A 20,730-nucleotide genomic window follows, 5' to 3' on the forward strand; every position below is an offset into this window, starting at 1 on the left:
CGCAGTAGGCTGGCGGTCATGCGAATAGTGGTCCTGGTCTCCGGTTCGGGGACGAATCTCCAAGCTGTCATCGATGCGGTGCAGGGCGGTGAGCTGGACCTCGAGATCGCCGCCGTGGGCTCCGACGTCCCAGACTGCGGCGGGCTGGTCCGCGCCCAGGCCGCGCAGATCCCGACCTTCGCGGTGCCGCTGGTCAAGGGCGGAGACCGCTCCGCGTGGAACATCGACCTGGCCGAAGCCGTCCGGTCCCACACTCCAGATCTGGTGGTCTCCAGCGGTTTCATGCGGATCCTGGGTGGGGAGTTCCTCGACGGCGTGGGGGCCGCGATCATCAACACCCATCCGGCGCTGCTGCCCAGCTTCCCCGGCGCACACGCGGTGCGCGATGCCCTGGCCCACGGGGTCAGGATCACCGGCTGCACCGTGCATCAGGTCGACGCCGGCGTCGACACCGGGCCGATCCTGGCGCAGGAGGCCGTGCGGGTCCGGGAGGACGATGACCAGGACTCGCTGCATGAACGGATCAAGGCCGAGGAGCGACGGCTGCTGGTGGACACGCTGCGAGCGATCGCCTCCGGCAGGATCACCGTGGGGTAGATCCGCCATAGGGGTTGTCCTGCGGGCTCTGCGGGGGCGGGCCCTGCTGAGGCGGAGCCTGCTGGTAGGGGTTGGCCTGATAGGGGCCCGACTGCTGCTGCGCCCAGCCCTGAGTACTCGGTGGCCCAGGCTGACCGGGCCCTCCATAGGGGCTTCCCGGTCGGGAGTGGTCCTTGAAGGCCTTGCGATCGCGCACATAGGTGTTGCTGGGGGGCAGCCAGAGTGCTACCAGCGCGGCGAGGCTCAGTCCGGTCACGATCAGGAACCCGCCGCCGAAGAGGATCAGGAACACGCTGCCGGCCAGGAAGATCGTCGCGAGGATCCGTCCGACGTTGCCGGTCATGGTGCCCACGAAGGCGAAGACCGTGTAGAGCGCAGCCAGGATGATCCCGCCCAGGATCGCCATGACCCCGAACCCGAGCATCAGGTCCTCGACGCTGAGCTCTTCGGGGCCGGGCCCCTGCTGGGTCTGAGACTCTTCCACCACCTGGGACCAGAAGGGATCCACGTCCTGGGGATCCATGGAGGTGAAGTCGAGGAAGCTCAGAACGCTCAGGGTGAGTGCCGCGGCGCCGGCCAAAAGCATCAGCACCATGGCCAGGATCAGCGTCAGCGGTCGCTTCGGCTTCCTGGTGGGAGCGGCTGCCGGGCCGAGGTCGCTCTGGCGCCCGGGGCCGGGTTGGCCGTAGCCGGGCTGAGGCTGGCTCTGCGGCTGTCCATAGCCGTACGGTCCCGCGCCAGGCTGGCCGGAGCCCGATTGGCCGTAGCTCGGGGGCTGGCCATACCCGGCAGACTCGCCATACCCGGCAGACCGGCCGTAGCCCGAGGACGGAACCTGGCCCTGATGTGGCGCCTGGCCTGGGGGAGATCCCAGGTCGGGAGAAGACCCCGGGTCTGGCTGCGGGTTCGGGACCGAGCCCTCGGGTCGGCGCTGACCCCAACGGGGCTGCTCCGGCGGGCGACTCTCTTCGGGTGTGCTGCTCATGCTGTGCCTCCTCTGCGTCCGGTCCTGGGCAGCGCGCTCACGGCGCCCGCAGGACGCGCGACGCTGCCACGGTCCGATCTCAGCACTACTGTATCGGCGGCCGGGTTCGCGCCCCACCCTGGGAGCTCTCAGAAGTGCGGCCTCCGCGCAGATCTCTGCAAGACTGTGCCCCATGACACCTCGGGATATGACGGATTCGTCCACAGCACCTCGTATCGGCTCCACGGTGCACCTGGTCCGACACGGTGAGGTTCACAATCCAGACAAGGTGCTCTATGGACGGCTGCCCGGATTCGGACTCTCTGAGCTGGGGCGGCAGATGGCGGACGGGATCGCCGACTACTTCCAGGAGCGTGCCGAGGCGGGCCGGGAGGTCCATATGCTGGCCGCCTCACCGCTGCAGCGGGCCCAGGAGACGGTGGCACCGATCTCCGCACGACTGGGACTGAGCGTCACAGTGGAAGATCGGGTGCTGGAGGCCGAGAATGCCTTCGAGGGCCTGGCCCAGGTCAAGCAGCAGCTGAAGAACCCGCGCTGGTGGCCGCTGCTGGTCAATCCGCTGCGTCCCTCCTGGGGTGAGCCGTATAAGGCCCAGGTCGCCCGGGTGCTCGCCGCCGTGAAGGACCTCTCCGAGGAGGCCGTCGCCACCCACGGTGAGGGCGCCGAGGTCGTCGTCGTGTCCCACCAGCTGCCGATCTGGGTGACCCGGCTCTGGGCCGAAGGCCGCCCGCTCTTCCACGACCCGCGTGACCGGGAATGCTCGCTGACCTCGGTGACCTCCCTGCACATCGGAGCCGACGGTGTGGAATCGGTGAGCTATGCCGAGCCCAACCATGAGCTCCTCAAAGACGCCGCCAACCTCCCCGGCGCATGACGCCCGCCGACCTCAGCGACTGAGCTCAGCGCCGGACCTCGGCGTAGTCCCGGAGTCCGACGTGGCGTCGGATCGGTCCATCGATCCCGTTGTGTGACTTCTGGCCCGGGGGTACTTCTACGGACTGTAGAATTGGTGCTCGGCTGACCCTGACTCCCTCTTCAGATCTGGACACCGCAGCGCATGACCCTCCACGACAAGCCAATCTCCCGGACATCCCTCCGACGCGCGCTCGCCGCGGTGGGACTGGCCTCTGCCCTGGCGCTGGCCGGATGCAGCTCCGCCAATGACGAGCTGAGTCAGCGAGCGCAGAATGACGGGACCAACTACGTCGCCGGTGACGGATCGGTCCAGGAGCTGGCCCCGCAAGACCGCGGCGAGCCGGTGCAGTTCGAATCCACGCTCTTCGACGGCACAGCCGTGGGTCCAGAGCGCTGGGAGGGGGAGGTCACCGTGATCAACTTCTGGTATGCCGCCTGCGCCCCCTGCCGCGTGGAAGCACCCGATCTGGCCGACCTGCACGAGGAGTTCAGCGAGGAAGGTGTGCAGTTCTACGGGGTCAACACCCGAGACACGCAGCCCACGGCTGAAGCCTTCGAGCGCACCTTCGGCATCGAGTACCCCTCTATGGAGGACCGCACCGGCGAGGTCATGCTCGCCATGACCGACTACGTCCCGCCCTCCGCCGTGCCCACCACACTGGTCCTGGATAAGCAGGGTCGTGTCTCCGCACGGATCCTGGGGATCGCCGAGCCCGGCACGCTGCGCGCCCTGATCGACACCGCCCTGGACGAGGACTCCGCCTCCGCCTCCAACGCCGAGGACTCCAACGCCTCGGCCTCCGGCGACGCCGCCCGGGCCTCCGCAGCGGCCGCCAGCCTCGACGCTCCCACCATGGAGCCAGCGCGACGGTGACGGACACACTGGCCCTCGCGGCGCCGCTGGCCGGCACCGCCGACAACCGCTTCGCCGAGATCGTCTTCGACGGCTCGCTGCTGATCTCTGCCCCGGTGGCGCTGCTCGCCGGGCTGGTCTCCTTCCTCTCACCCTGCGTGCTGCCGCTGGTGCCCGGCTACCTGGGCTATGTCACCGGACTCTCCGGAGTGGAGCTGCATGAGCGGCGTCGCTCCCGGATGGTGCTCGGCGCCTCGCTCTTCGTGCTGGGCTTCTCCGTGGTCTTCGTGCTCATCGGCGTGGTCTTCACCCAGGCCATGGTCTGGCTCCGGGTGGAGGGAGGCTGGCTGACCCAGGTGCTGGGCGGCGTCGTCGTCATCATGGGGCTGGTCTTCATGGGGGCCTTCACCTTCTTCCAGCGCGAGCGCAAGATCGAACGTCGCCCGCCCGACGGCCTGCTCGGAGCGCCGCTGCTCGGTGCCACCTTCGGCATCGGCTGGGCGCCGTGCATCGGCCCGACCCTGGCCGCCGTGCTCGCCCTGGCCACCCCGATGGGCGGAGACCCCGGCCGCGGCGTCTTCTTGATGTTCATCTACTGTCTGGGACTGGGCATCCCGTTCATCCTGATCAGCCTGGGGCTCAAGCGCGGGATGACCACTCTGGCGTTCTTCACCAGGCATAAGGTCGCCGTGATGCGCTTCGGCGGCGCCGTGCTGATCCTGGTCGGGCTGCTGATGCTCTCCGGGATCTGGAACACCTGGGTCTTTGCTCTGCAGGACTGGTTCGCCAATGAAGTGAGGCTGCCCATCTGATGGCCGAAAAACGTGAGAACACCTACATGCCGGCTGGGCACCGTGACGCGCCCGAGGCCGCCGAGAACGACCCGCGCAGCCCTGGCGGCGACAAGGCTCAGGTGAGCCCCCCGGCGCTGGGGGTCAAGGGCATGATCCGTTGGGCATGGACCCAGCTGACCTCGATGCGCACCGCCCTGATGCTGCTTCTGCTGCTCGCCGTGGCCGCCGTGCCCGGCTCGATCTTCCCGCAGCGGGTACAGGACTCCTTCGCGGTGGCCACCTGGATCGAGGACAACCCCGGGGTCGGTGAGGTGCTGGACTTCCTGCAGTTCTTCGACGTCTACTCCTCCATCTGGTTCTCCGCGATCTACCTGCTGCTGTTCATCTCGCTCATCGGCTGCATCCTGCCGCGCGCGAAGAAGCACTGGCAACAGGCCACCTCCGCCCCGCCGCGGACTCCACGCCGGCTCGAGCGGCTCCCCGAATCCGGAGCGCTGGAGCTGCAGTCCTCCGCCGCCGGGGACGCCCAGGACGGTCCTGCCGCGGAGGCGGCCCTGCAGGACGCCGCGGCGATCCTCAAATCCCGCCGCTACCGGGTCGAGGTCCGCGAGACCTCGGTGGGCGCCGAGAAGGGCTACCTCAAGGAGACCGGCAACCTGCTCTTCCACGTGGCGCTGGTCGGCGTGCTGATCTGCGTGGCACTGGGCTCGATGTTCAGCTACCGGGGGCAGAAGGTCCTGGTGGAGGACGAGAGCTTCGTCAACGCCCTGGTCGCCTATGACAACTTCTACCCCGGGGCATACTTCAGCGAAGACCAGATGCAGCCCTTCTCGGTTCGGCTCGACGCCTTCGAGCGGGTCTTCGATCGGGAGTCGACCACGCACTTCGGTCAGGCGCTGGACTTCACCGCCGACGTCACCACCCGGCTCGGCGCCGACGGTGAGCCGCAGACCGAGGAGCTCAAGGTCAACCAGCCGCTGACCATGGACGGTGCCCGGGTCTTCCTGGTCGGCAACGGCTACGCCCCGGAGGTCACGGTGCGCGACGGCGACGGCGAGGTGGCCTTCTCCGGACCCGTGGTCACCCGTCCGGAGGACGAGGTCTACACCTCCATGGCCGTGATCAAGGCCCCCGACGCCGCACCCGAGCAGCTCGGCTTCGTCGGGCTGTTCCTGCCCACCTCCCAGGACGCCGGGGACGGGCTGGCCGTCTCGGTGGACCCCGAGCTGGGCAACCCCGAGCTGCAGCTGAACTCCTACTACGGCGACCTCGGTCTCGATGACGGGCTCGCCCAGAACGTCTACGTGCTGGACACCGAGTCCCTCGAGACGTTGAACTCCCGAGAGCTCGACGCCGGCGGCATCGTGCTCTCCCCAGGCGAGACCTACGATCTCCCCGAAGACATGGGCTCGATCAGCTTCGACGGGGTCCAGGACTACATCGCCATCGACATCCACTACAACCCAGCGCAGCAGGGAGTGCTGATCTTCGCGCTGACCGCCCTGGGCGGTCTGGTGCTCTCGCTGTTCCTGCGCCGTCGTCGCGCCTGGGTGACCGTGGAGACCACGCCGGCCGGACGCACCCTGGTGCGCTACGGCCTGCTCTCCCGCGGTGAGGACTTCCGGCTGCGAGATGAGAACATTGCCCTACGTGCCCAGTTCGAGAAGAAGTGGCCGGTGCGCGCCCCAGAGAAGGAATCCTGATGCAATCCATCAATATGGAACTGGCTCAGTACAGCGAGCTGTTCATGCTGATCGCCGCGTTCATCTACACCGGCGCGTTCATGCTCTTCGCCGTCGACATGATCCGCAGCTCCGCGACCATCCGCCGGGTGGAGGCCGAGCTCGCCGCGGAGAACGCCGCCGAGCGTGAGCTGGTGGGGGCAGGGTCTGCCTCCGGCGCGGTCGCCGCCGAGGGCGCCGACGCGGCAGCCGGGCCCGGCCCGGACCAGCCGATGGCAGCCCCCGCCGATGAGCTGGTCGACGAGGAGATGGCCTACCTGGGCACCTCCCGACCGTTCGCCAATGTCGCGGTGGCCCTGACCGTGTTGGGCGTCGCCGCCCACGCCTTCGCCGTGGCCGCCCGCGGCATCGCGGCGAACCGGGTTCCCTGGGCGAACATGTACGAGTTCCTGGCCACCGGCGGCCTGGTGGTCGCCGCGGTGTACCTGCTGGTGCTCACCCGCAAGGACGTCCGCTTCCTGGGGACCTTCGCGCTGGGTCTGGTGGTCACCATGATGGCCGCGGCCACGATCGGGTTCCCCACCCCGGTGGCCCACGTCCAGCCCGCACTGCAGAGCCCCTGGATCGCGATCCATGTCTCGCTCGCGGTGCTGGCGATCTCGCTGTTCACCCTGACCTTCGCGATGAACGTGCTGCAGCTGATCCAGCACCGCCGCGAACTGGCCCAGGCCGCCGGGGAGACCACCCGGGGCAGCGGCTGGCAGTTCCTGCGGCTGGTGCCCTCCGCGACCTCGCTGGAGAACTGGGCCTACCGGATGAACGCCGTGGGCTTCGTGTTCTGGACCCTGGGCCCGCTGATCACCGGCGCGATCTGGGCCGAAGAGGCCTGGGGCCGGTACTGGGGCTGGGACGTCAAAGAGGTCTGGACCTTCGTGATCTGGGTGGTCTACGCCGGCTACCTCCACGCTCGCGCCACCCGCGGCTGGACCGGCAACCGCGCCGCCTGGCTCTCGATCATCGGCTACGGCTGCATCATCTTCAACTACGCCGTGGTCAACATCTACTTCCCCGGGCTGCACTCCTACGCCGGTCTGCCGGAGTAGCCCGCCCGGTCTGACTACCGGGGAGACTCGGTGGCCGGGCCGGGGTCCTCGGCGCTGCGCTGCTGCGCGCGGAGCTGCTCCTGGGTGAGGTGGAAGTCCTCCGCCAGCGCGTCTTCCGCCTGGTTGTCGTCGAGCTCCGTGCTGCCCAGTTTCCGGTCTCCGCCGAAGCGCCGCGCCAGCTCCTGGCCTGCCTCAAGACGAAGCCGGTTGAAGAACAGGTAGCCCAGCGCCCAGGACACGACCAGCCCGATGACCAGGGCGAAGAAGATCGTATATTGGCCCAGATCCAGCAGCAGGCAGGCGGCGAAGACGATGAAGAAGGCACCTAGGCGGAGCAGGGAATATTTCAGCACAGACATGACCCCAGTCTAGGTCTGCTCGCTGGTGAATCCGAGCTCACGGATCAACTACGCTGGAGAGATGATCAGGTTAATTATCGGCTTGGGAATCGTGGGGCTGGGGCTGTTGATCTACAGCCTGGTCGAATGCCTGCAGACCCCACGGCATCGGATCCGGGTCATGCCGAAGGTGGCATGGATCGCGGTGATCGTGCTGCTGCCGATCATCGGCGCCAGCCTCTGGCTGGGCTTCGGACGTGTGCGCTCCCCGAAGCGGGGCGGGCAGGCCCCGCGCCGGCCCCGTTCACCCGATGACGACCCCGATTTCCTGCGCCAGGTGGAGATCCAGCGGCGCCAGCGCCAGCGCGCGGAGGAACAGCGCCAGCGCGAGGCAGAAGCCCGCCGCAAGGAGCGAGAGCTCAACGACCGCAGCAAGGACGAGCGGGAGAAGGAGCTCGGCGACGCAGCCGATGCGGCCGCGGCCGGCGAGGGCTCCTCCGGGACCACGCCGAAGCCCGGCTCCCAGGACGGCGACTCGAGCAACGGTCGCCCCAGCAATGGTCGCCCCACGACTGGGGAGACCGGTGAGAGCCGGAAGAAGTCCTCAGATGACGACGGCGACGACGCCGGCCCTCGGCCGGCATCGCGGAGCTGAAGCCCAGAGTCGAGCTGCTGCGTTGAGCTGCTGCACCGAGGTTCAGGGCCGAGGTTCAGAGCCGAGGTTCAGAGCCGCAGTTCAGGGCTGAGGTCTTGCGCCGGAGTGCTGCGCCGGAAGGTCATCCGGCCTGAAGCCAGTGGGGGCGACCTCAGCTGAGGATGAGCGCCGCCGAGTAGGTCAGCGCGAAGGCCATGCCGATCAGGCTGGTCAGTTGCAGCACCTTGATCAGCGCGGGCCCCTTCTTCTCGGGTGAGAGTATGATCCGCGTCGGCCCCAGCGCCAGCGGCCAGGCCAGCAGCACCAGCAGGAACCACCAGCTGTGCACCAGGAGTGCCAGCGGCAGCAGCAGGGCGACGCCCACCATGGCGACATAGCCGAACCGGGCGCGGCGTTCCCCGAGCCGGACGGCCAGCGTCACCTTCCCGGCCTCCCGATCCGTGGGGATGTCCCGGACGTTGTTGGCCATGAGCAGCGCCGCGGCGATCAGTCCCGATCCGACGGCGCCGATCCCGGCGCCCACGCTCAGCTCGGTCGCCATCGCCCAGGTGGTGCCCAGGGTGGCGACCAGTCCGAAGAAGACGAAGACCATGATCTCGCCGAGTCCGCGGTAGCCGTAGGGCCGAGATCCGCCGGTGTACCACCAGGCGGCCAGCACGCAGGCGGCTCCCACGGCGAGCATCCACCACTGTGCGCTCAGGATCACGATGATCAGCCCGGCGAGCGTGGCCAGCCCGAAGCTGAGGAAGGCGGCGTCCTTGACCTGCCGGGGCTCGGCCGCCTTGGATCCGGTCAGGCGCATCGGGCCCACGCGCACATCATCGGTGCCGCGGATGCCGTCGGAGTAGTCATTGGCGTAGTTGACGCCGACCTGCAGCGCCAGCGCCACCACCAGAGCGAGCGCGGCGATCAGCAGATCGAAGCTCTCGATGGCGTGCGCGGCGGCGGAGCCGATGATCACCGGAGCCACCGCCAGCGGCAGGGTCCGCGGCCGCGCTCCCGCGACCCATTCCTTCACAGTTGCCACATCGTGTCCTCTCGTTGCTGTCTTCTTACGCGTTGAAGCGCGGTTCTGTCGGTATTTGATCCTCGGTAGTCCCGTGTCGGGCCGCTGCACGGGCTCCCGACGGCGCCCCCGGGTCTTCGAGCGCCATCCCGGTCTTCGGCGGACGCCGCGGCAGATCGACTCAGGACGGCGGCGCACCGAGCAGCCGCAGCAGCGTCTGCCGGTCCGGCTTGCCGCTGACCAGCAGCGGCAGCTCAGGGAGGATCAGCACTCGCTTGGGCGTCGCCGTCCGACCCAGGGAGCCCCGGACCAGCTGCTGCAGCTCTTGATGGATCACCTCGGCACCGGGCCTTCCCGTGAGCACGACGGCAGCGCTGATCGTCTGTCCCCAGTCGGGGTCCGGGACGGGGCCGACGAAGGCCTCACGGACCTGCGGGTGCTCCAGCAGGACCGAGCGGACGCGTTCCGCGGAGACCTTAATCCCACCGGTGTTGATCACGTCATCGGCGCGGCCCGCGATGCGCAGCATCTGACCCGAGGCATCGGTGCGGACCTCGCCGAGATCATCGGTGAGGAAGCGAGGCTGCCCGGACTCGGGGCTGATGTCGAAGTGCGCCGCGGTCAGGTCCGCGTCCTCGAGGTAGCCTGCGGCGACCATGGGCCCGGAGATCTGCACCCGTCCTGCGCCTGGGTCCGCCGAGCCCTGCGTCTCAAGCCGGACACCGGGCAGCGGCCGGCCATCATAGACGCAGCCGCCACAGGTCTCGCTCATCCCGTAGGTGCGCACCACGGTCAACCCGTGTGTGGCGGCGCGTTCGAGCAGCTCCGGGGCGGCGGCGCCGCCGCCCAGCAGGATGGCGTCGAAGCGAACCAACGCCGCGGCGAGCGCCGCATCCTGAGGGGCGTGGTCCAGCAGGCGCTGCAGCTGGGTGGGGACCAGGGAGACGTACCGGCGCTCTGCCGTGAGTCGACTCGCGGCACCGGTGAAGGCCGACGGGTCGGTGGTGTGCTGCAGCAGCGGCTCCGGAGCGGTGCCGGCGGCGAGGCTGCGGGCGAGCACGGCGAGCCCGGCCACATAGCTGGGCTGCAGCGTGAGCAGCCACTGCCCATGCCCGCCGAGCGCCTCCGCGGTGGCTGCGACCGAGGCGTGAAGGGCGGCAGCGGGAAGCAGCGTCTGCTTCGGGGTGCCGGTGGATCCGGAGGTGCGCACAATCACCGCTGCGAGCTCGGGCGGGACATCGTGACGTGAGGTCCAGCTGGGAATGCCGGTCGCGGCGGCGGGTTGAAACTCCAGCGGGGGAGCGGCGGGCTCAGCGCCGGTGGAAAGGTCGGCGGGCTGTGCGTCTTTGTGCAGGTTGGTTCCGATGTTCGCGGGCGAACCCAGGGCGGCGTCCAGCGCGCTCAGTGCTGCAGTGACCCAGGAGTCGTTCGGCGGGGCGGTCTCAGGCACCTGCGCTGCCGCCGTCGTCCTGCTTGTCTCGGTCATCTCGTCTGCGCTGCTCCAGCTCTTCCAGGCGAGCCTCGAGCATGTCCAGGCGCCAGCGGTCCTCTGCAGACATATTGTCCTCGGACTTGGTGGGGATCTTCGGTGCCTCGAGTTCGCCCTTGTTCTCCTTCTCCAGCTTCTTCAGCCTTTTGCGCAGCGCCTCGATCTCTTCCTCCGCGTCCGAACCCCAGGGCAGGGGTCGTCCGGTGGCCATGCTCACGATCTGGGTGACGCCGAAGACGACGATGGCGATTATGGCGATCCACGCGAACCAAGGCAACATGGGCCAAGATTAGCAACTGTGCTCCTCAGCTTGGCAGAGCTGGGAGCTCTCAGGCGTGCACGGGGCTCGGGAGCTAGCCCCGAGCCTGCCGCCACCAGCGGCCGTACGGGTCCCCGGCGGCGACCTCGCTCCGGTGCCCCTGGTGCTGGGCCGGGTCTTCCTCGCCTCCTGGTTGACCTGCGGGCTTGTCGAACTTACTGCGCAGGGCGACCACCACGCCGAGGACGGTGGCGACCGTGGCAAAGCCGCGCACCGTCTGGTCCTCCGCGCCCAGCACGCTCAGGGTGAATCCGCTCATTCCGAGCAGGAGCACGATGGCTGTCCAGAACTTCTTGCTGGTCTCTCCCATCGGGGGAGTCTATTGATTGCAAAAGACTGCCGCTACCCATAGTGATTCTATTGGGTCGATTGGGTCCATTGGCGACGCCGGATTGCGTAGTCTGTGTGAGCAGTGAAGTCACCAGAAATACTATTCCAGCGGCAAAGATAGAGAATGCGAGTGCGAGCAGAGTCGCCTCCCCCGATGTCCCCGGGCAGCCTGCCGAGCTGTCGTCGATCTCTGGGCACGACCGCCACGGTTTGAGGAACACCACGAAGCCACCGATCATTCCGGTGAGGGTCAACGGGATTCCCGTCACCGCGTAGGCGCGTCCCTTGGTCGTAGTCATGCTGTATCGAACCACGAGAGGGGCGGATCGGCCGGGGGAAACCACCGGAAGTCTGCTCAGGCCCCTCGGTGCGTGCCACGCAGCTGTTCGGCGCGCAGCTGTTTGTCGCGCAGCTGTTTGTCGCGCAGCGATTTGTCGCATGCCGATGCCAGGTCCCACGGCTTTGAACAGAAATAGCGATGGGACATGGCATGGGCATGCGACGGATCCGTGCGGAGGGGGTCCGGTACGGAGGGGGGTCCGGTACGGAGGGGGTCAGCTGCGGATCCTGACGCGCGGGGTGCGGCAGATTTCAGAGGAAGTACTCCTCAGGGGGTGACGGGGGCCTGCTGGTCGGACACAATGCAGGTACCCGATCGAGACGCCAGACGCTCTAGGACGCGCCGGATGGTGCGAGGCAAGGAAGTGGCCCAGTGACGCTGACGAGCAGGCCCGACATCGCCCACGAGCTGGTCCATGAGCTGACCCGTGCGGGAGTCTCGCAGGTGGACGCCTCCGTGCTGGCCCGGAGCATGTACTCCTCCGACGCGAGCCTGTACCGGGTGGTGCCGGAGGTGGTCGTCCGGCCTCAGCACGTCGAGGAGCTCCACGCCATCCACGAGGTCTCACGCTCAGCGGGAGTGCCGGTCACCATGCGCGGAGCCGGCACCTCGATCGCCGGCAACGCCGTGGGCGAGGGGATCGTCGTCGACACCCGGGACCTGAAACGGATCATCTCCATCGACCCGGACGCCCGGACCGCCAGGGTCCAGCCGGGGGTGGTGCACGCGGATCTGCAGCGAGCGGCGGCGAGGCATGGTCTGCGCTTCGGCCCCGACCCTTCGACTCATTCCCGGTGCACCATCGGCGGAATGATCGGCAATAATGCCTGCGGGTCACGCGCGCTGGGGTACGGGCGCACCGCGGACAACGTCGAGGCGGCCACCGTGCTCTTCGGCAACGGCGAGCTGGGCAGCTTCGATTCGCGCAGCGGATCGGCCCGGGGGGCGACGGCGGAGCACCTGCTCGGGCTCGCTGGGCGCAATCTCGGACATGTCCGCACGCGATTCGGGCAGTTCAGCCGCCAGGTCTCCGGCTACAGCCTCGAGCATCTGCTGCCGGAGAACCGCGGTCGGATCGAACGGTTCCTGGTCGGCAGCGAGGGCACCCTGGCCTCGGTGCTCGAGGCTGAGGTGCGGCTGGTCCGTGACGACCCGCACCGGCTCCTGCTGGTGCTCGGATATGGCACGGTCAGCGAGGCCGCCGACGCGGTCCCGCACATCCTCGACGCGGTCCACGGCGAGTTCGGCCCGAACAGCCTGATCGCCTGCGAAGGGATGGACTCCCGGCTGGTGGCGCTGGTCCGCTCGGCAGGCAAGCCGGTGCCGCAGCTTCCCCGAGGCCAGAGCTGGCTCTTTGTCGAAGCCGCAGGAGATGCGGCGAATGCGGTCATCGAGACGGTCAAGTCCGCCTCCGCCGCGCTCGATACCCGTTTCATCGAAAGTCCCGCCGAGGCGGCCGCGCTGTGGAAGATCCGGGAGGACGGCGCCGGACTGGCCGGGATCAGTCTGTCCACCCCGGCGCATTCGGGGTGGGAGGACTCTGCCGTGCCGCCGAAGCACCTCGGGGCCTGGATGCGCGACTTCGAGGCGCTGCTGAAGGAATTCGGACTGCAGGGCTACCCCTATGGCCATTTCGGCGACGGGTGTATCCACTGCCGCATCGACTTCCCGTTTCACCATGGAGATCCTTCCAGCACCGGGGTGTTCCGGGAGTTCATGCTGGCCGGCGCCGAACGACTCGCGGTCTACGGCGGATCGCTCTCCGGCGAGCACGGCGACGGCCGAGTGCGCTCAGAGCTGCTGCCCTTCATGTACGACGAGACTTCCCTGGATCTCTTCGCCCAGGCCAAGCGGATCTGTGACCCCGAGAACCTGCTGAACCCTGGGATCATCACCGGCCCGGAGCTCCAGGGAGCCCGAGCCGGTCACCCTGGAGGCACCGGAGCGCAGGTCAACACCGAGGACATCCGCCCCACCCGACCGAAGCAGACGCTGCCCTGGCCCGGGCTGCTGATGCCGCACGACGACGGCGACTATGGTGCCGCGGTGCACCGCTGCTCCGGCGTCGGGCGTTGTGTGGCGCCCAAGACCACCGGGGTCATGTGTCCCTCCTATCTGGCGACCACCCAGGAGAAGGACTCCACACGGGGGAGGGCTCGGGTGCTTCAGGAGGCCATGGACGGGACGTTGGTGCACGGCCTCAGTGACCCCGCGGTGCACGAGGCCCTGGACCTGTGCCTGTCCTGCAAGGGCTGCGCCTCCGACTGCCCGGCCGGGGTGGACATGGCCGCCTATAAGGCGGAGGCGCTGCACCAGAAGTACGACCGGGACTCCGAGGGTCGTCCACGGCGCCGGCTCCGTCCGCGCAGCCACTACGTCCTGGGACGGCTCCCGGTCTGGGCGAAGCTCGCCGCCCCGGTGGCGCCGCTGGCAAACCTGATGATGACCCTGACCCCGCTCGCTGCGGCGGCGAAATGGGTGGCCGGGATCGATCAGCGCCGGTCGGTGCCGAAGTTCGCATCCCGGACGCTGCGCCGAGCTGCGAGGAGGCTGAACACCGCCAGCTCCTCCAGCGCGGTCGAAGCTGCCACCGGGAACAGCGGGCAGCCTGATGTGTGGGTCTGGGCGGATTCCTTCACCAACCACTTCTTCCCCCAGTCCGGTCTGGCCGCGATCGAATACCTGCAGGCCCAGGGGCTCGAGGTCCGGCTGATCCAGAAGGAGGGCTGCTGCGGGCTGCCGTGGATCTCGACGGGTCAGCTTGACCAGGCTCGGCGGAGGATCACCCAGGCCGTGGAGGTGCTCGCGCCCTATATCAACTCGGGCGTGCCGGTGATCGGTCTGGAGCCCAGCTGTCTGGCCACGCTGCGCAGCGACGCGCTTGAGCTCTCCGACAGCGAAGAGGCCAGGATCGTGGCCGCGGGAGTGCTCACCTTTGCTGAGCTGCTCACCCGTCTGGAGGAGGAGGGCCGGGTGCGGCTGCCCGACCTCACCGGGGTCGACGTCGTGGCCCAGCCGCACTGCCACCAATCAGCCATCATCGGGTGGGAGGCCGACCAGGCGCTGCTGAAGAAGGCCGGCGCCGAGGTCACCAAGGTCGCCGGATGCTGCGGGCTCGCCGGGAACTTCGGCGTGGAGAAGGGTCACTATGAGACCTCCGTCGCGGTGGCCGAGACCTATCTCATGCCAGCCGTGCGGGACCAGCGGAAGCGTGGCGGGGACACCGTGGTGCTGGCGGACGGTATGTCCTGCCGGATCCAGCTCGATGACCTCGCCGATGTCCCCGCGATGCACCTGGCGGAGCTGTTGAACCTGCGCACCTGAGGTCTGCGTCATCACCTCACGCAGGGTCCCGATGGCATCGAGTCCGGTGCCGTGGACACCTTCCGAGGCCTGACGCCGCGTCCCAGATGTTCGCGCTGAGGGCGGAGTCGAACTGGACCGTCGCCTCGGCGTGCCCCCGTCCGGCCTTGGGCAGGGGCATGAATCGTGGTTCCATCGGTGTGCTGTGACCCTTGGTCTAGATGCTGGCAGGCACCTCGCGTAGCATTCGATCCACGGACCAGTTCCGTTGCAGGCAGCTTGAGACCACCCACTGTGGGGGGCATTGCCTGAAGCCCGTCACGAACTCTGTCGCCCCGAGAAGAAGGGACCGTCGCCGTGAAGATTGCGACCACCGAAGATACCTGTGTTGCGGCCGGGCAATGTGTGCGCTCAGCACCGAACGTGTTCGCACAGGGTGCCGACGACGGCAAAGTGGAGCTGCTCCATGAGAGTCCTCCCGAAGCAGAACACGACCTTGTCCGAGAAGCTGCGGACTTCTGCCCCTCGGCGTCCATCCACATAGAGGAGTAGAACCTAGAGTTCTGTGGGCTCGGCAGATCCATCTCGACGCTCGCGATGGGTGCAGCCTCGGGTGACATGGTGTGCCAGATCGATCTGGCCGCCAGCACATCGAGCAGACTAGGGTGAGGCCATGTCTGCGCCTCAATCCGGTCCTTGGCATCGCCTGGGAGCGATGTCGGTCCATGCCTATACCGCACTGGGTGTGGTCCTTGCGCTGCTGATGGTGCACATGTCCTATGCCGGTGAAGTCGAGATCGTGCTGTGGCTCTTCCTCGCCGCAATGATCATCGACGGCTCTGACGGCTTTCTGGCACGCCGCTTCCGCGTCAAGGAGGTGGTGCCGGGCTTCGACGGTGCGCTGCTGGACAACATCATCGACTACATCACCTACGCCTTTGCGCCGATGGTGCTCCTGTGGAGCGCAGGCTATCTGCCGGGCGGCTGGCTCGGCGGCGTGGTGGCTTCCATCCCCCTGCTTGCCTCCTGCTATCAGTTCTGCCGCAGCGACGCGAAGACGGACGACCACTTCTTCGTCGGATTCCCCAGCTACTGGAACATCGCGGCGTTCTACCTCATCGTGCTCGGGGCGAGCACTGCCGCGACCACCACCACGCTGCTTGCCCTGACAGTGCTCATCTTCGTTCCGATCAAGTACGTCTACCCCTCCCGCACCGAGACCGCGTGGTGGTTGACCATGACGCTGACCACGCTGTGGTTGGGCCTGTACGCGCTGATTCTTGTGCAGTACCCCGCACCGAGCCTGTGGCTGATCGTCTTGTCCGGCGGCTACATGCTCTACTACGCAGCCCTGAGCCTGCGCCTGACGTTGAATCGACGGAATCAGATCAGGGACGCGGCCGGCTCAGCCAGTGCTGCGGACAGCTCCTCCGCTGTGGTCGGCGATGAGGCTGTTCGGCAGTGCCCGCACTGCGCGGCGGAAGTCTGAGCGAGGCCGCGGTCCTCGCCTGGCATGAGGGGTTCCGAACGGGGACAGAGGTCCCATTCTCGTCCCGGGCGACCACGACGGTGATGCAATTCGTCGTCTGGGTCGGATGCCCGTTCCGCAGTGGTGACGGTTCGTGGTTCAACGCGCAGTCCGCGGCCCCACCCGTAACGTTGCACCTCCGAACCCCCTGAAACCTCGGCCTGACCAGAGACGCAATCACACCGGGGGCAGTGCATGACGTATCCCATATCTGTATCGTGAGTCACAATGGCGGAAGTAGGACCACTGCACGACAAGTCAAGGCTCAGAAGGGATGCTCATGACTCGCTCCAATCCACCCGTGGAGGAAGCTGACGAGAACGATCTCGAAGTCGACAAGCCCAAAGACTGGGCGGCCGGAATGCCGGGCGTCTACCACTCGATGCAGCCAGCACTCAAACACATGGGGGCCGAGCGGACCGCTCGCACGCTGCTGACGATGAACCAGAAACAGGGATTCGACTGCATGAGCTGCGCGTGGCCGGACCCATCCGGGCACCGGAGCAAGTTCGAGTACTGCGAGAACGGGGCGAAGGCAGTCACCTGGGAGGCCACACCGGTGACGGTGGCCTCCGAGTTCTGGGCCGAACATTCGATCAGTGAGCTGCGTGAGCGCTCCGAGTACTGGCTGGGGATGCAGGGTCGACTCACCGAACCCGTCTACAAGGCAGCCGGTGACGACTACTATCGGCCCGTCGACTGGGACACCGCCATCAAGATCGTTTCTGACAAGCTCAAGGGTCTTTCCTCTCCCGATGAAGCTGCGTTCTACACCAGCGGCCGCGCGTCGAACGAGGCGGCGTTCGCCTATCAGTTGTTCATCCGTGGCTTCGGAACCAACAACATGCCCGACTGTTCAAACATGTGCCACGAGTCCTCCGGTGTGGCGATGAGCGAGACCATCGGGGTCGGCAAAGCCACGGTCGCCTACGACGACTTCCTCACCACGGACCTGATGATCGTGATCGGTCAGAATCCTGGAACCAATCATCCGCGCATGCTCAGCGCGATGGAGCAGCAGAAGGAGAACGGCGGCCAGATCGTCGCGGTCAATCCTCTGCCCGAGGCTGGTCTGCGCCGGTTCAAGAATCCACAGAAGCCCAAGGGCGTCGTGGGCCGAGGCACCGAGCTCGCCGATCAGTTCCTGCAGATCCGCGCCGGAGGCGACATGGCGCTGCTCCAAGCTGTGTCCAAGCGGGTGCTTGAAGCCGAGGACAACAACCCGGGCAGCGTGCTCGACCATGAATTCATCGCCGAGCACTGCGAGGGGCTGGACGCGCTGCGCGAACACCTCTCGCACCTGGATGAGCAGACCGTGCTGGAGGCGACCGGGCTGCGTGCGGCGGAGATCGACGAACTCACCGATCGGTATATCAATGCTGAATCGGTCATCATCACCTGGGCGATGGGGGTCACGCAGCAGAAGAACGGTGTCGGCACGATCAAGGAGATCATCAATCTGCTCCTGCTGAGGGGAAACTTCGGCCGGCCGGGAGCTGGCGCCTCGCCGATTCGCGGGCACTCCAACGTCCAAGGTGACCGCACGATGGGCATCTGGGAGCAGATGCCCGACTCGTTCCTGGACGCGCTCGGGCGTGAGTTCTCCTTCGAGCCTCCGCGCGAGCACGGTGTCGACTCGGTCGACGCGGTGCGTGGCATGCGCGACGGCGCGATCAAGTTCTTCCTCTCACTGGGAGGCAACTTCGTGGCCGCGATGTCTGACACGGCAGCCACCGAGGCGGCGATGCAGAATCTGGAGATGAACGTGCAGATCTCCACCAAGCTGAACCGGTCCCACACCGTGGTCGGTCAGGAAGCGCTCATCCTGCCGACTATGGGCCGCACCGAGATCGATGTTCAGGCCTCCGGGCCGCAGTTCGTCTCGGTCGAAGACACCGTCAGCGCCGTGCACTCCTCCGAAGGCCGGGTCGACCCGGTGGCGCCGAACCTGCTCTCCGAGGTCGCCATCGTCAGCCGTATCGCCCACGCGACCCTGGGCAGCCGGATTGCAGCCGACTGGGAAGGGTTCGAGGACAACTACGATCTCATCCGCGACCACATCTCCCATGTCGTGCCGGGGTGTGAGAACTACAACCAGCGCATCCGAGAGAAGGACGGTTTCCTGTTGGCGAACGGGCCGCGGGACTTCCGCAGGTTCGACACCCCGAGCGGCAAGGCCGTGATGACGGTGAACGAGCTGGACCTCATCGACTGCCCGCCGAATCGTCTGATTCTGCAGACGATGCGTTCACATGACCAGTTCAACACCACTATCTACGGCTACAACGACCGGTACCGCGGGATCAAGAAGGGCCGACATGTGCTCTTCGTGAACCCTGAGGATCTGGTGCAGCTGGGCTTCAGCGATGGTGACCTGGTGGACGTGCATGGAGAATACGCAGACGGCAAAGACCGCGTGCTGCGCAAGTTCCGGGCGGTGGCCTATCCGACCGCCCGGGGCTCCGCCGCTGTGTACTACCCGGAAGGCAACGTTCTGGTGCCGCTCGACGACACCGTGGCCGGCAGCAATACTCCGGTCTCGAAGGGCGTGATCATTCGACTCGAGCCGGCCGGGGACGGCCCCGCCGGGGGCAGCAGCGAGGAGAACAAGCAGGAGAACATGCCTGCCACCGTCTGATCCCTGGAGAGTCGACCTCGCAGCCTGAGGTCGGCTCTCCACTCGGGTGAGAGGTCCCCCACAAGGCGTGGATCACAAAGGCCGGGCTGCTCCAGCAGGAGCAGCCCGGCCTTTGTGTGCCCGATCCAGGCGACGGGAAGCGTGTGGACTCAATTGGTGAACAGCTGAGCTCCGTTGATGATCGTGTAGATGAACCCATAGGCGATCGGGGTTCCGACGATGACCCAGGCGACAGCAACGGGGACCGGGGGCGGTCCGGCAGGTGTCACAGTCGTGTCGCGACTGGGATCCTCCTGCGGCTTCCGGGTGTCGACGCTGTCGGATGAGGGTGAGTGTTCCACGGAGAATTTTTCCTTGACGGGGCGAACCAGCAGGTTGGCGATGAAGCCGACCGCGAGCAGCCCGACCATCGTGTACAGCGCGGGGCGGTAGTCCGAGGCGGTCAACGTGCCGGGCTCGCCGCCGGCGGCGTCGAGGAAGCTGTTGACGATCAGCGGTCCGGCGATACCGGCGCAGGCCCAGGCGGTAAGCAGGCGGCCGTGGATGGCCCCGACCTGCAGAGTGCCGAACAGGTCACGAAGGTAGGCGGGAATCGTGGCGAAGCCGCCTCCGTAGAAGGACAGGATCACACCTGCCAGGACGACGAACAGCGCCATGGAGACGTTCCCCCAGGCGGCCAGGGAGAAGTACAGCAGGGCTCCGAGACCCAGGTAGACCATGTAGATCTGTTTGCGCCCGATCTTGTCCGAGGTCGACGCCCAGATGAACCGTCCCAAGGTGTTGGTCAGGGACAAGAAGGCGACGAATCCGGCGGCAGCGGCCGCTGCGATCACGGTGCTGCCATCATCACCGCGGAAGAAGTCTCGGACAAAGGCGTTGGCCTGCTCAAGGATGCCGATTCCCGCGGTGACGTTCACGAACAAGACAATCCACAGCAGCCAGAACTGCGGGGTCCTGATCGCCATATTTGCCGTCACGTTGCGTTGAGAGATCATCGAGGACTTCTTGGAATTCGAGGGCTCGAAGCCACTCGGAGCCCAGCCCGCTTCGGGAACGCGGACGATCCAGGCGGCGAAGAGCATCATCACCAGATACAGGCCAGCCAATGTGAGGAAGAGAAAGCCCACGGACTGTCCGGAGTGCACTTCGCCGCTCTCCGGAGCTCCGCCGTTGTAGAGGTTCATGAAGAACGTCGAGAGCGGGGAGGCGACCATCGCGCCGACGCCGAATCCCATGATTGCCATACCGGTGCCCATGCCGGGGCGGTCCGGGAACCATTTGATCAACGTCGAGACCGGAGCGATGTAGCCGATGCCGAGCCCGATGCCGCCGATGACGCCATAGCCGAGGTAGACCACCCACAGCTGAGATGTGAAGATGCCCACCGAGCCGATCACGAAGCCGGAGACCCAGAAGACGGTGGAGGCCAGGATGGCGCGGCGAGGGCCGTTGCGGTCCACCCACGTGCCGAACAAGGCCGCTGAAAGGCCGAGCATCACGATCGCCAACGAGAAGATGATGCCGATCGCGGTGTGGCTGGCGTCGAAATGCACCTGGATCGCGTCGCGGTACACGCTGCTGGCGTAGACCTGCCCGATGCACATGTGGATAGCCAGCGCCGCAGGCGGGACGAGCCAGCGACTGAAGCCGGGTTGAGCCGTGACTCTCTGTACGGGACGAGAGCGGGCGGGCGCTGCTGTGGTCATGGCTGATCGACTCCTTGATCTCGGGTAATGCAGATCACACGCTAGCACCCGGGTCCACTCCCGCCGGACGCGCAGACCTCAGGCAGCGCGAGATCTCGAGCTCTGACCGGCATGTGAACCACTCTGGGCGGCTCCATCCTCGCCTGGGG

Annotated in this window: 17 protein-coding genes and 1 pseudogene; 11 read left to right on the forward strand and 7 right to left on the reverse strand. The window is 67.0% G+C overall.

What is annotated here, in order from left to right; all coding sequences use genetic code 11:
• Positions 1-18: 18 nt before the first annotated feature.
• Positions 19-597, forward strand: a complete 579-nt coding sequence (gene purN / locus EV640_RS08670) for a phosphoribosylglycinamide formyltransferase (RefSeq protein ID WP_036473165.1) — start codon at positions 19-21, stop codon at positions 595-597.
• Here purN and EV640_RS08675 read toward each other — a convergent pair.
• Positions 584-1,582 (reverse strand): hypothetical protein, encoded by a 999-nt coding sequence (locus tag EV640_RS08675; RefSeq protein ID WP_133726285.1) that lies wholly within the window; start codon positions 1,580-1,582, stop codon positions 584-586. The genes purN and EV640_RS08675 overlap by 14 nt on opposite strands.
• A gap of 172 nt (positions 1,583-1,754) precedes the next feature.
• On the opposite strand from EV640_RS08675, the gene EV640_RS08680 reads away from it, so the two are divergent.
• The 5 genes and pseudogenes from EV640_RS08680 to ccsB all read left to right on the forward strand — a co-directional run bounded on the left by EV640_RS08680 (position 1,755) and on the right by ccsB (position 6,929).
• Positions 1,755-2,456, forward strand: coding sequence for a histidine phosphatase family protein (locus tag EV640_RS08680; RefSeq protein ID WP_235180893.1), 702 nt, complete (start codon positions 1,755-1,757; stop codon positions 2,454-2,456).
• 183 nt (positions 2,457-2,639) lie between these two features.
• A pseudogene (locus EV640_RS08685) lies at positions 2,640-3,251 on the forward strand (TlpA family protein disulfide reductase); the annotation flags it as partial.
• 116 nt (positions 3,252-3,367) lie between these two features.
• Entirely contained in the window at positions 3,368-4,162 is a 795-nt protein-coding gene (locus tag EV640_RS08690) for a cytochrome c biogenesis CcdA family protein (RefSeq protein WP_235180894.1), read from the forward strand.
• The gene (gene resB, locus EV640_RS08695) at positions 4,162-5,847 is read left to right on the forward strand and encodes a cytochrome c biogenesis protein ResB (protein WP_424991613.1); all 1,686 of its coding nucleotides are present in this window, start codon (positions 4,162-4,164) and stop codon (positions 5,845-5,847) included. The genes EV640_RS08690 and resB overlap by 1 nt, the downstream gene beginning before the upstream one ends.
• A complete protein-coding gene (gene ccsB, locus EV640_RS08700) occupies positions 5,847-6,929 on the forward strand; it encodes a c-type cytochrome biogenesis protein CcsB (protein ID WP_036473171.1) in 1,083 nt (360 codons plus the stop codon). The genes resB and ccsB overlap by 1 nt, the downstream gene beginning before the upstream one ends.
• A 14-nt stretch (positions 6,930-6,943) precedes the next feature.
• On the opposite strand, the gene EV640_RS08705 is transcribed toward ccsB, so the two are convergent.
• Positions 6,944-7,288: a DUF4229 domain-containing protein gene (locus tag EV640_RS08705; RefSeq protein WP_051500755.1), complete on the reverse strand. Its 345-nt coding sequence runs from the start codon at positions 7,286-7,288 to the stop codon at positions 6,944-6,946.
• 61 nt (positions 7,289-7,349) lie between these two features.
• Between EV640_RS08705 and EV640_RS08710 the strand changes: the two genes are divergently transcribed.
• On the forward strand, positions 7,350-7,922 hold the full coding sequence (locus tag EV640_RS08710; RefSeq protein ID WP_243832280.1) for a PLD nuclease N-terminal domain-containing protein: 573 nt from the start codon (positions 7,350-7,352) through the stop codon (positions 7,920-7,922).
• Between the two features lie 151 nt (positions 7,923-8,073).
• Here the strand turns inward: EV640_RS08710 and EV640_RS08715 are convergent, their stop codons facing one another.
• The 4 genes from EV640_RS08715 to EV640_RS08730 all read right to left on the reverse strand — a co-directional run bounded on the left by EV640_RS08715 (position 8,074) and on the right by EV640_RS08730 (position 11,046).
• Positions 8,074-8,949, reverse strand: coding sequence for a 1,4-dihydroxy-2-naphthoate polyprenyltransferase (locus tag EV640_RS08715; RefSeq protein ID WP_133726287.1), 876 nt, complete (start codon positions 8,947-8,949; stop codon positions 8,074-8,076).
• Between the two features lie 160 nt (positions 8,950-9,109).
• Positions 9,110-10,414 carry an AMP-binding protein gene (locus EV640_RS08720; RefSeq protein WP_133726288.1) on the reverse strand — a complete coding sequence of 435 codons (1,305 nt, stop codon included), beginning with the start codon at positions 10,412-10,414 and terminating at the stop codon, positions 9,110-9,112.
• Positions 10,371-10,697, reverse strand: coding sequence for a hypothetical protein (locus EV640_RS08725; protein WP_036473174.1), 327 nt, complete (start codon positions 10,695-10,697; stop codon positions 10,371-10,373). Before EV640_RS08725 ends, EV640_RS08720 begins: the two co-directional genes overlap by 44 nt.
• A 73-nt stretch (positions 10,698-10,770) precedes the next feature.
• Entirely contained in the window at positions 10,771-11,046 is a 276-nt protein-coding gene (locus EV640_RS08730) for a hypothetical protein (protein ID WP_133726289.1), read from the reverse strand.
• 732 nt (positions 11,047-11,778) lie between these two features.
• On the opposite strand from EV640_RS08730, the gene EV640_RS08735 reads away from it, so the two are divergent.
• From EV640_RS08735 to EV640_RS08750, 4 genes are all read left to right on the forward strand, one after another.
• On the forward strand, positions 11,779-14,730 hold the full coding sequence (locus tag EV640_RS08735) for an FAD-binding and (Fe-S)-binding domain-containing protein (protein ID WP_243832281.1): 2,952 nt from the start codon (positions 11,779-11,781) through the stop codon (positions 14,728-14,730).
• A gap of 336 nt (positions 14,731-15,066) precedes the next feature.
• Positions 15,067-15,261 carry a ferredoxin gene (locus EV640_RS08740; RefSeq protein ID WP_133726290.1) on the forward strand — a complete coding sequence of 65 codons (195 nt, stop codon included), beginning with the start codon at positions 15,067-15,069 and terminating at the stop codon, positions 15,259-15,261.
• Between the two features lie 121 nt (positions 15,262-15,382).
• On the forward strand, positions 15,383-16,198 hold the full coding sequence (locus EV640_RS08745) for a CDP-alcohol phosphatidyltransferase family protein (protein WP_133726291.1): 816 nt from the start codon (positions 15,383-15,385) through the stop codon (positions 16,196-16,198).
• A gap of 319 nt (positions 16,199-16,517) precedes the next feature.
• Entirely contained in the window at positions 16,518-18,875 is a 2,358-nt protein-coding gene (locus EV640_RS08750) for an FdhF/YdeP family oxidoreductase (protein ID WP_133726292.1), read from the forward strand.
• Positions 18,876-19,024: 149 nt separating this feature from the next.
• Here the strand turns inward: EV640_RS08750 and EV640_RS08755 are convergent, their stop codons facing one another.
• On the reverse strand, positions 19,025-20,581 hold the full coding sequence (locus EV640_RS08755; RefSeq protein ID WP_133726293.1) for an OFA family MFS transporter: 1,557 nt from the start codon (positions 20,579-20,581) through the stop codon (positions 19,025-19,027).
• Between the last annotated feature and the right edge of the window lie 149 nt (positions 20,582-20,730).

The organism is Nesterenkonia aurantiaca, assembly GCF_004364585.1.
Taxonomy (GTDB): domain Bacteria; phylum Actinomycetota; class Actinomycetes; order Actinomycetales; family Micrococcaceae; genus Nesterenkonia; species Nesterenkonia aurantiaca.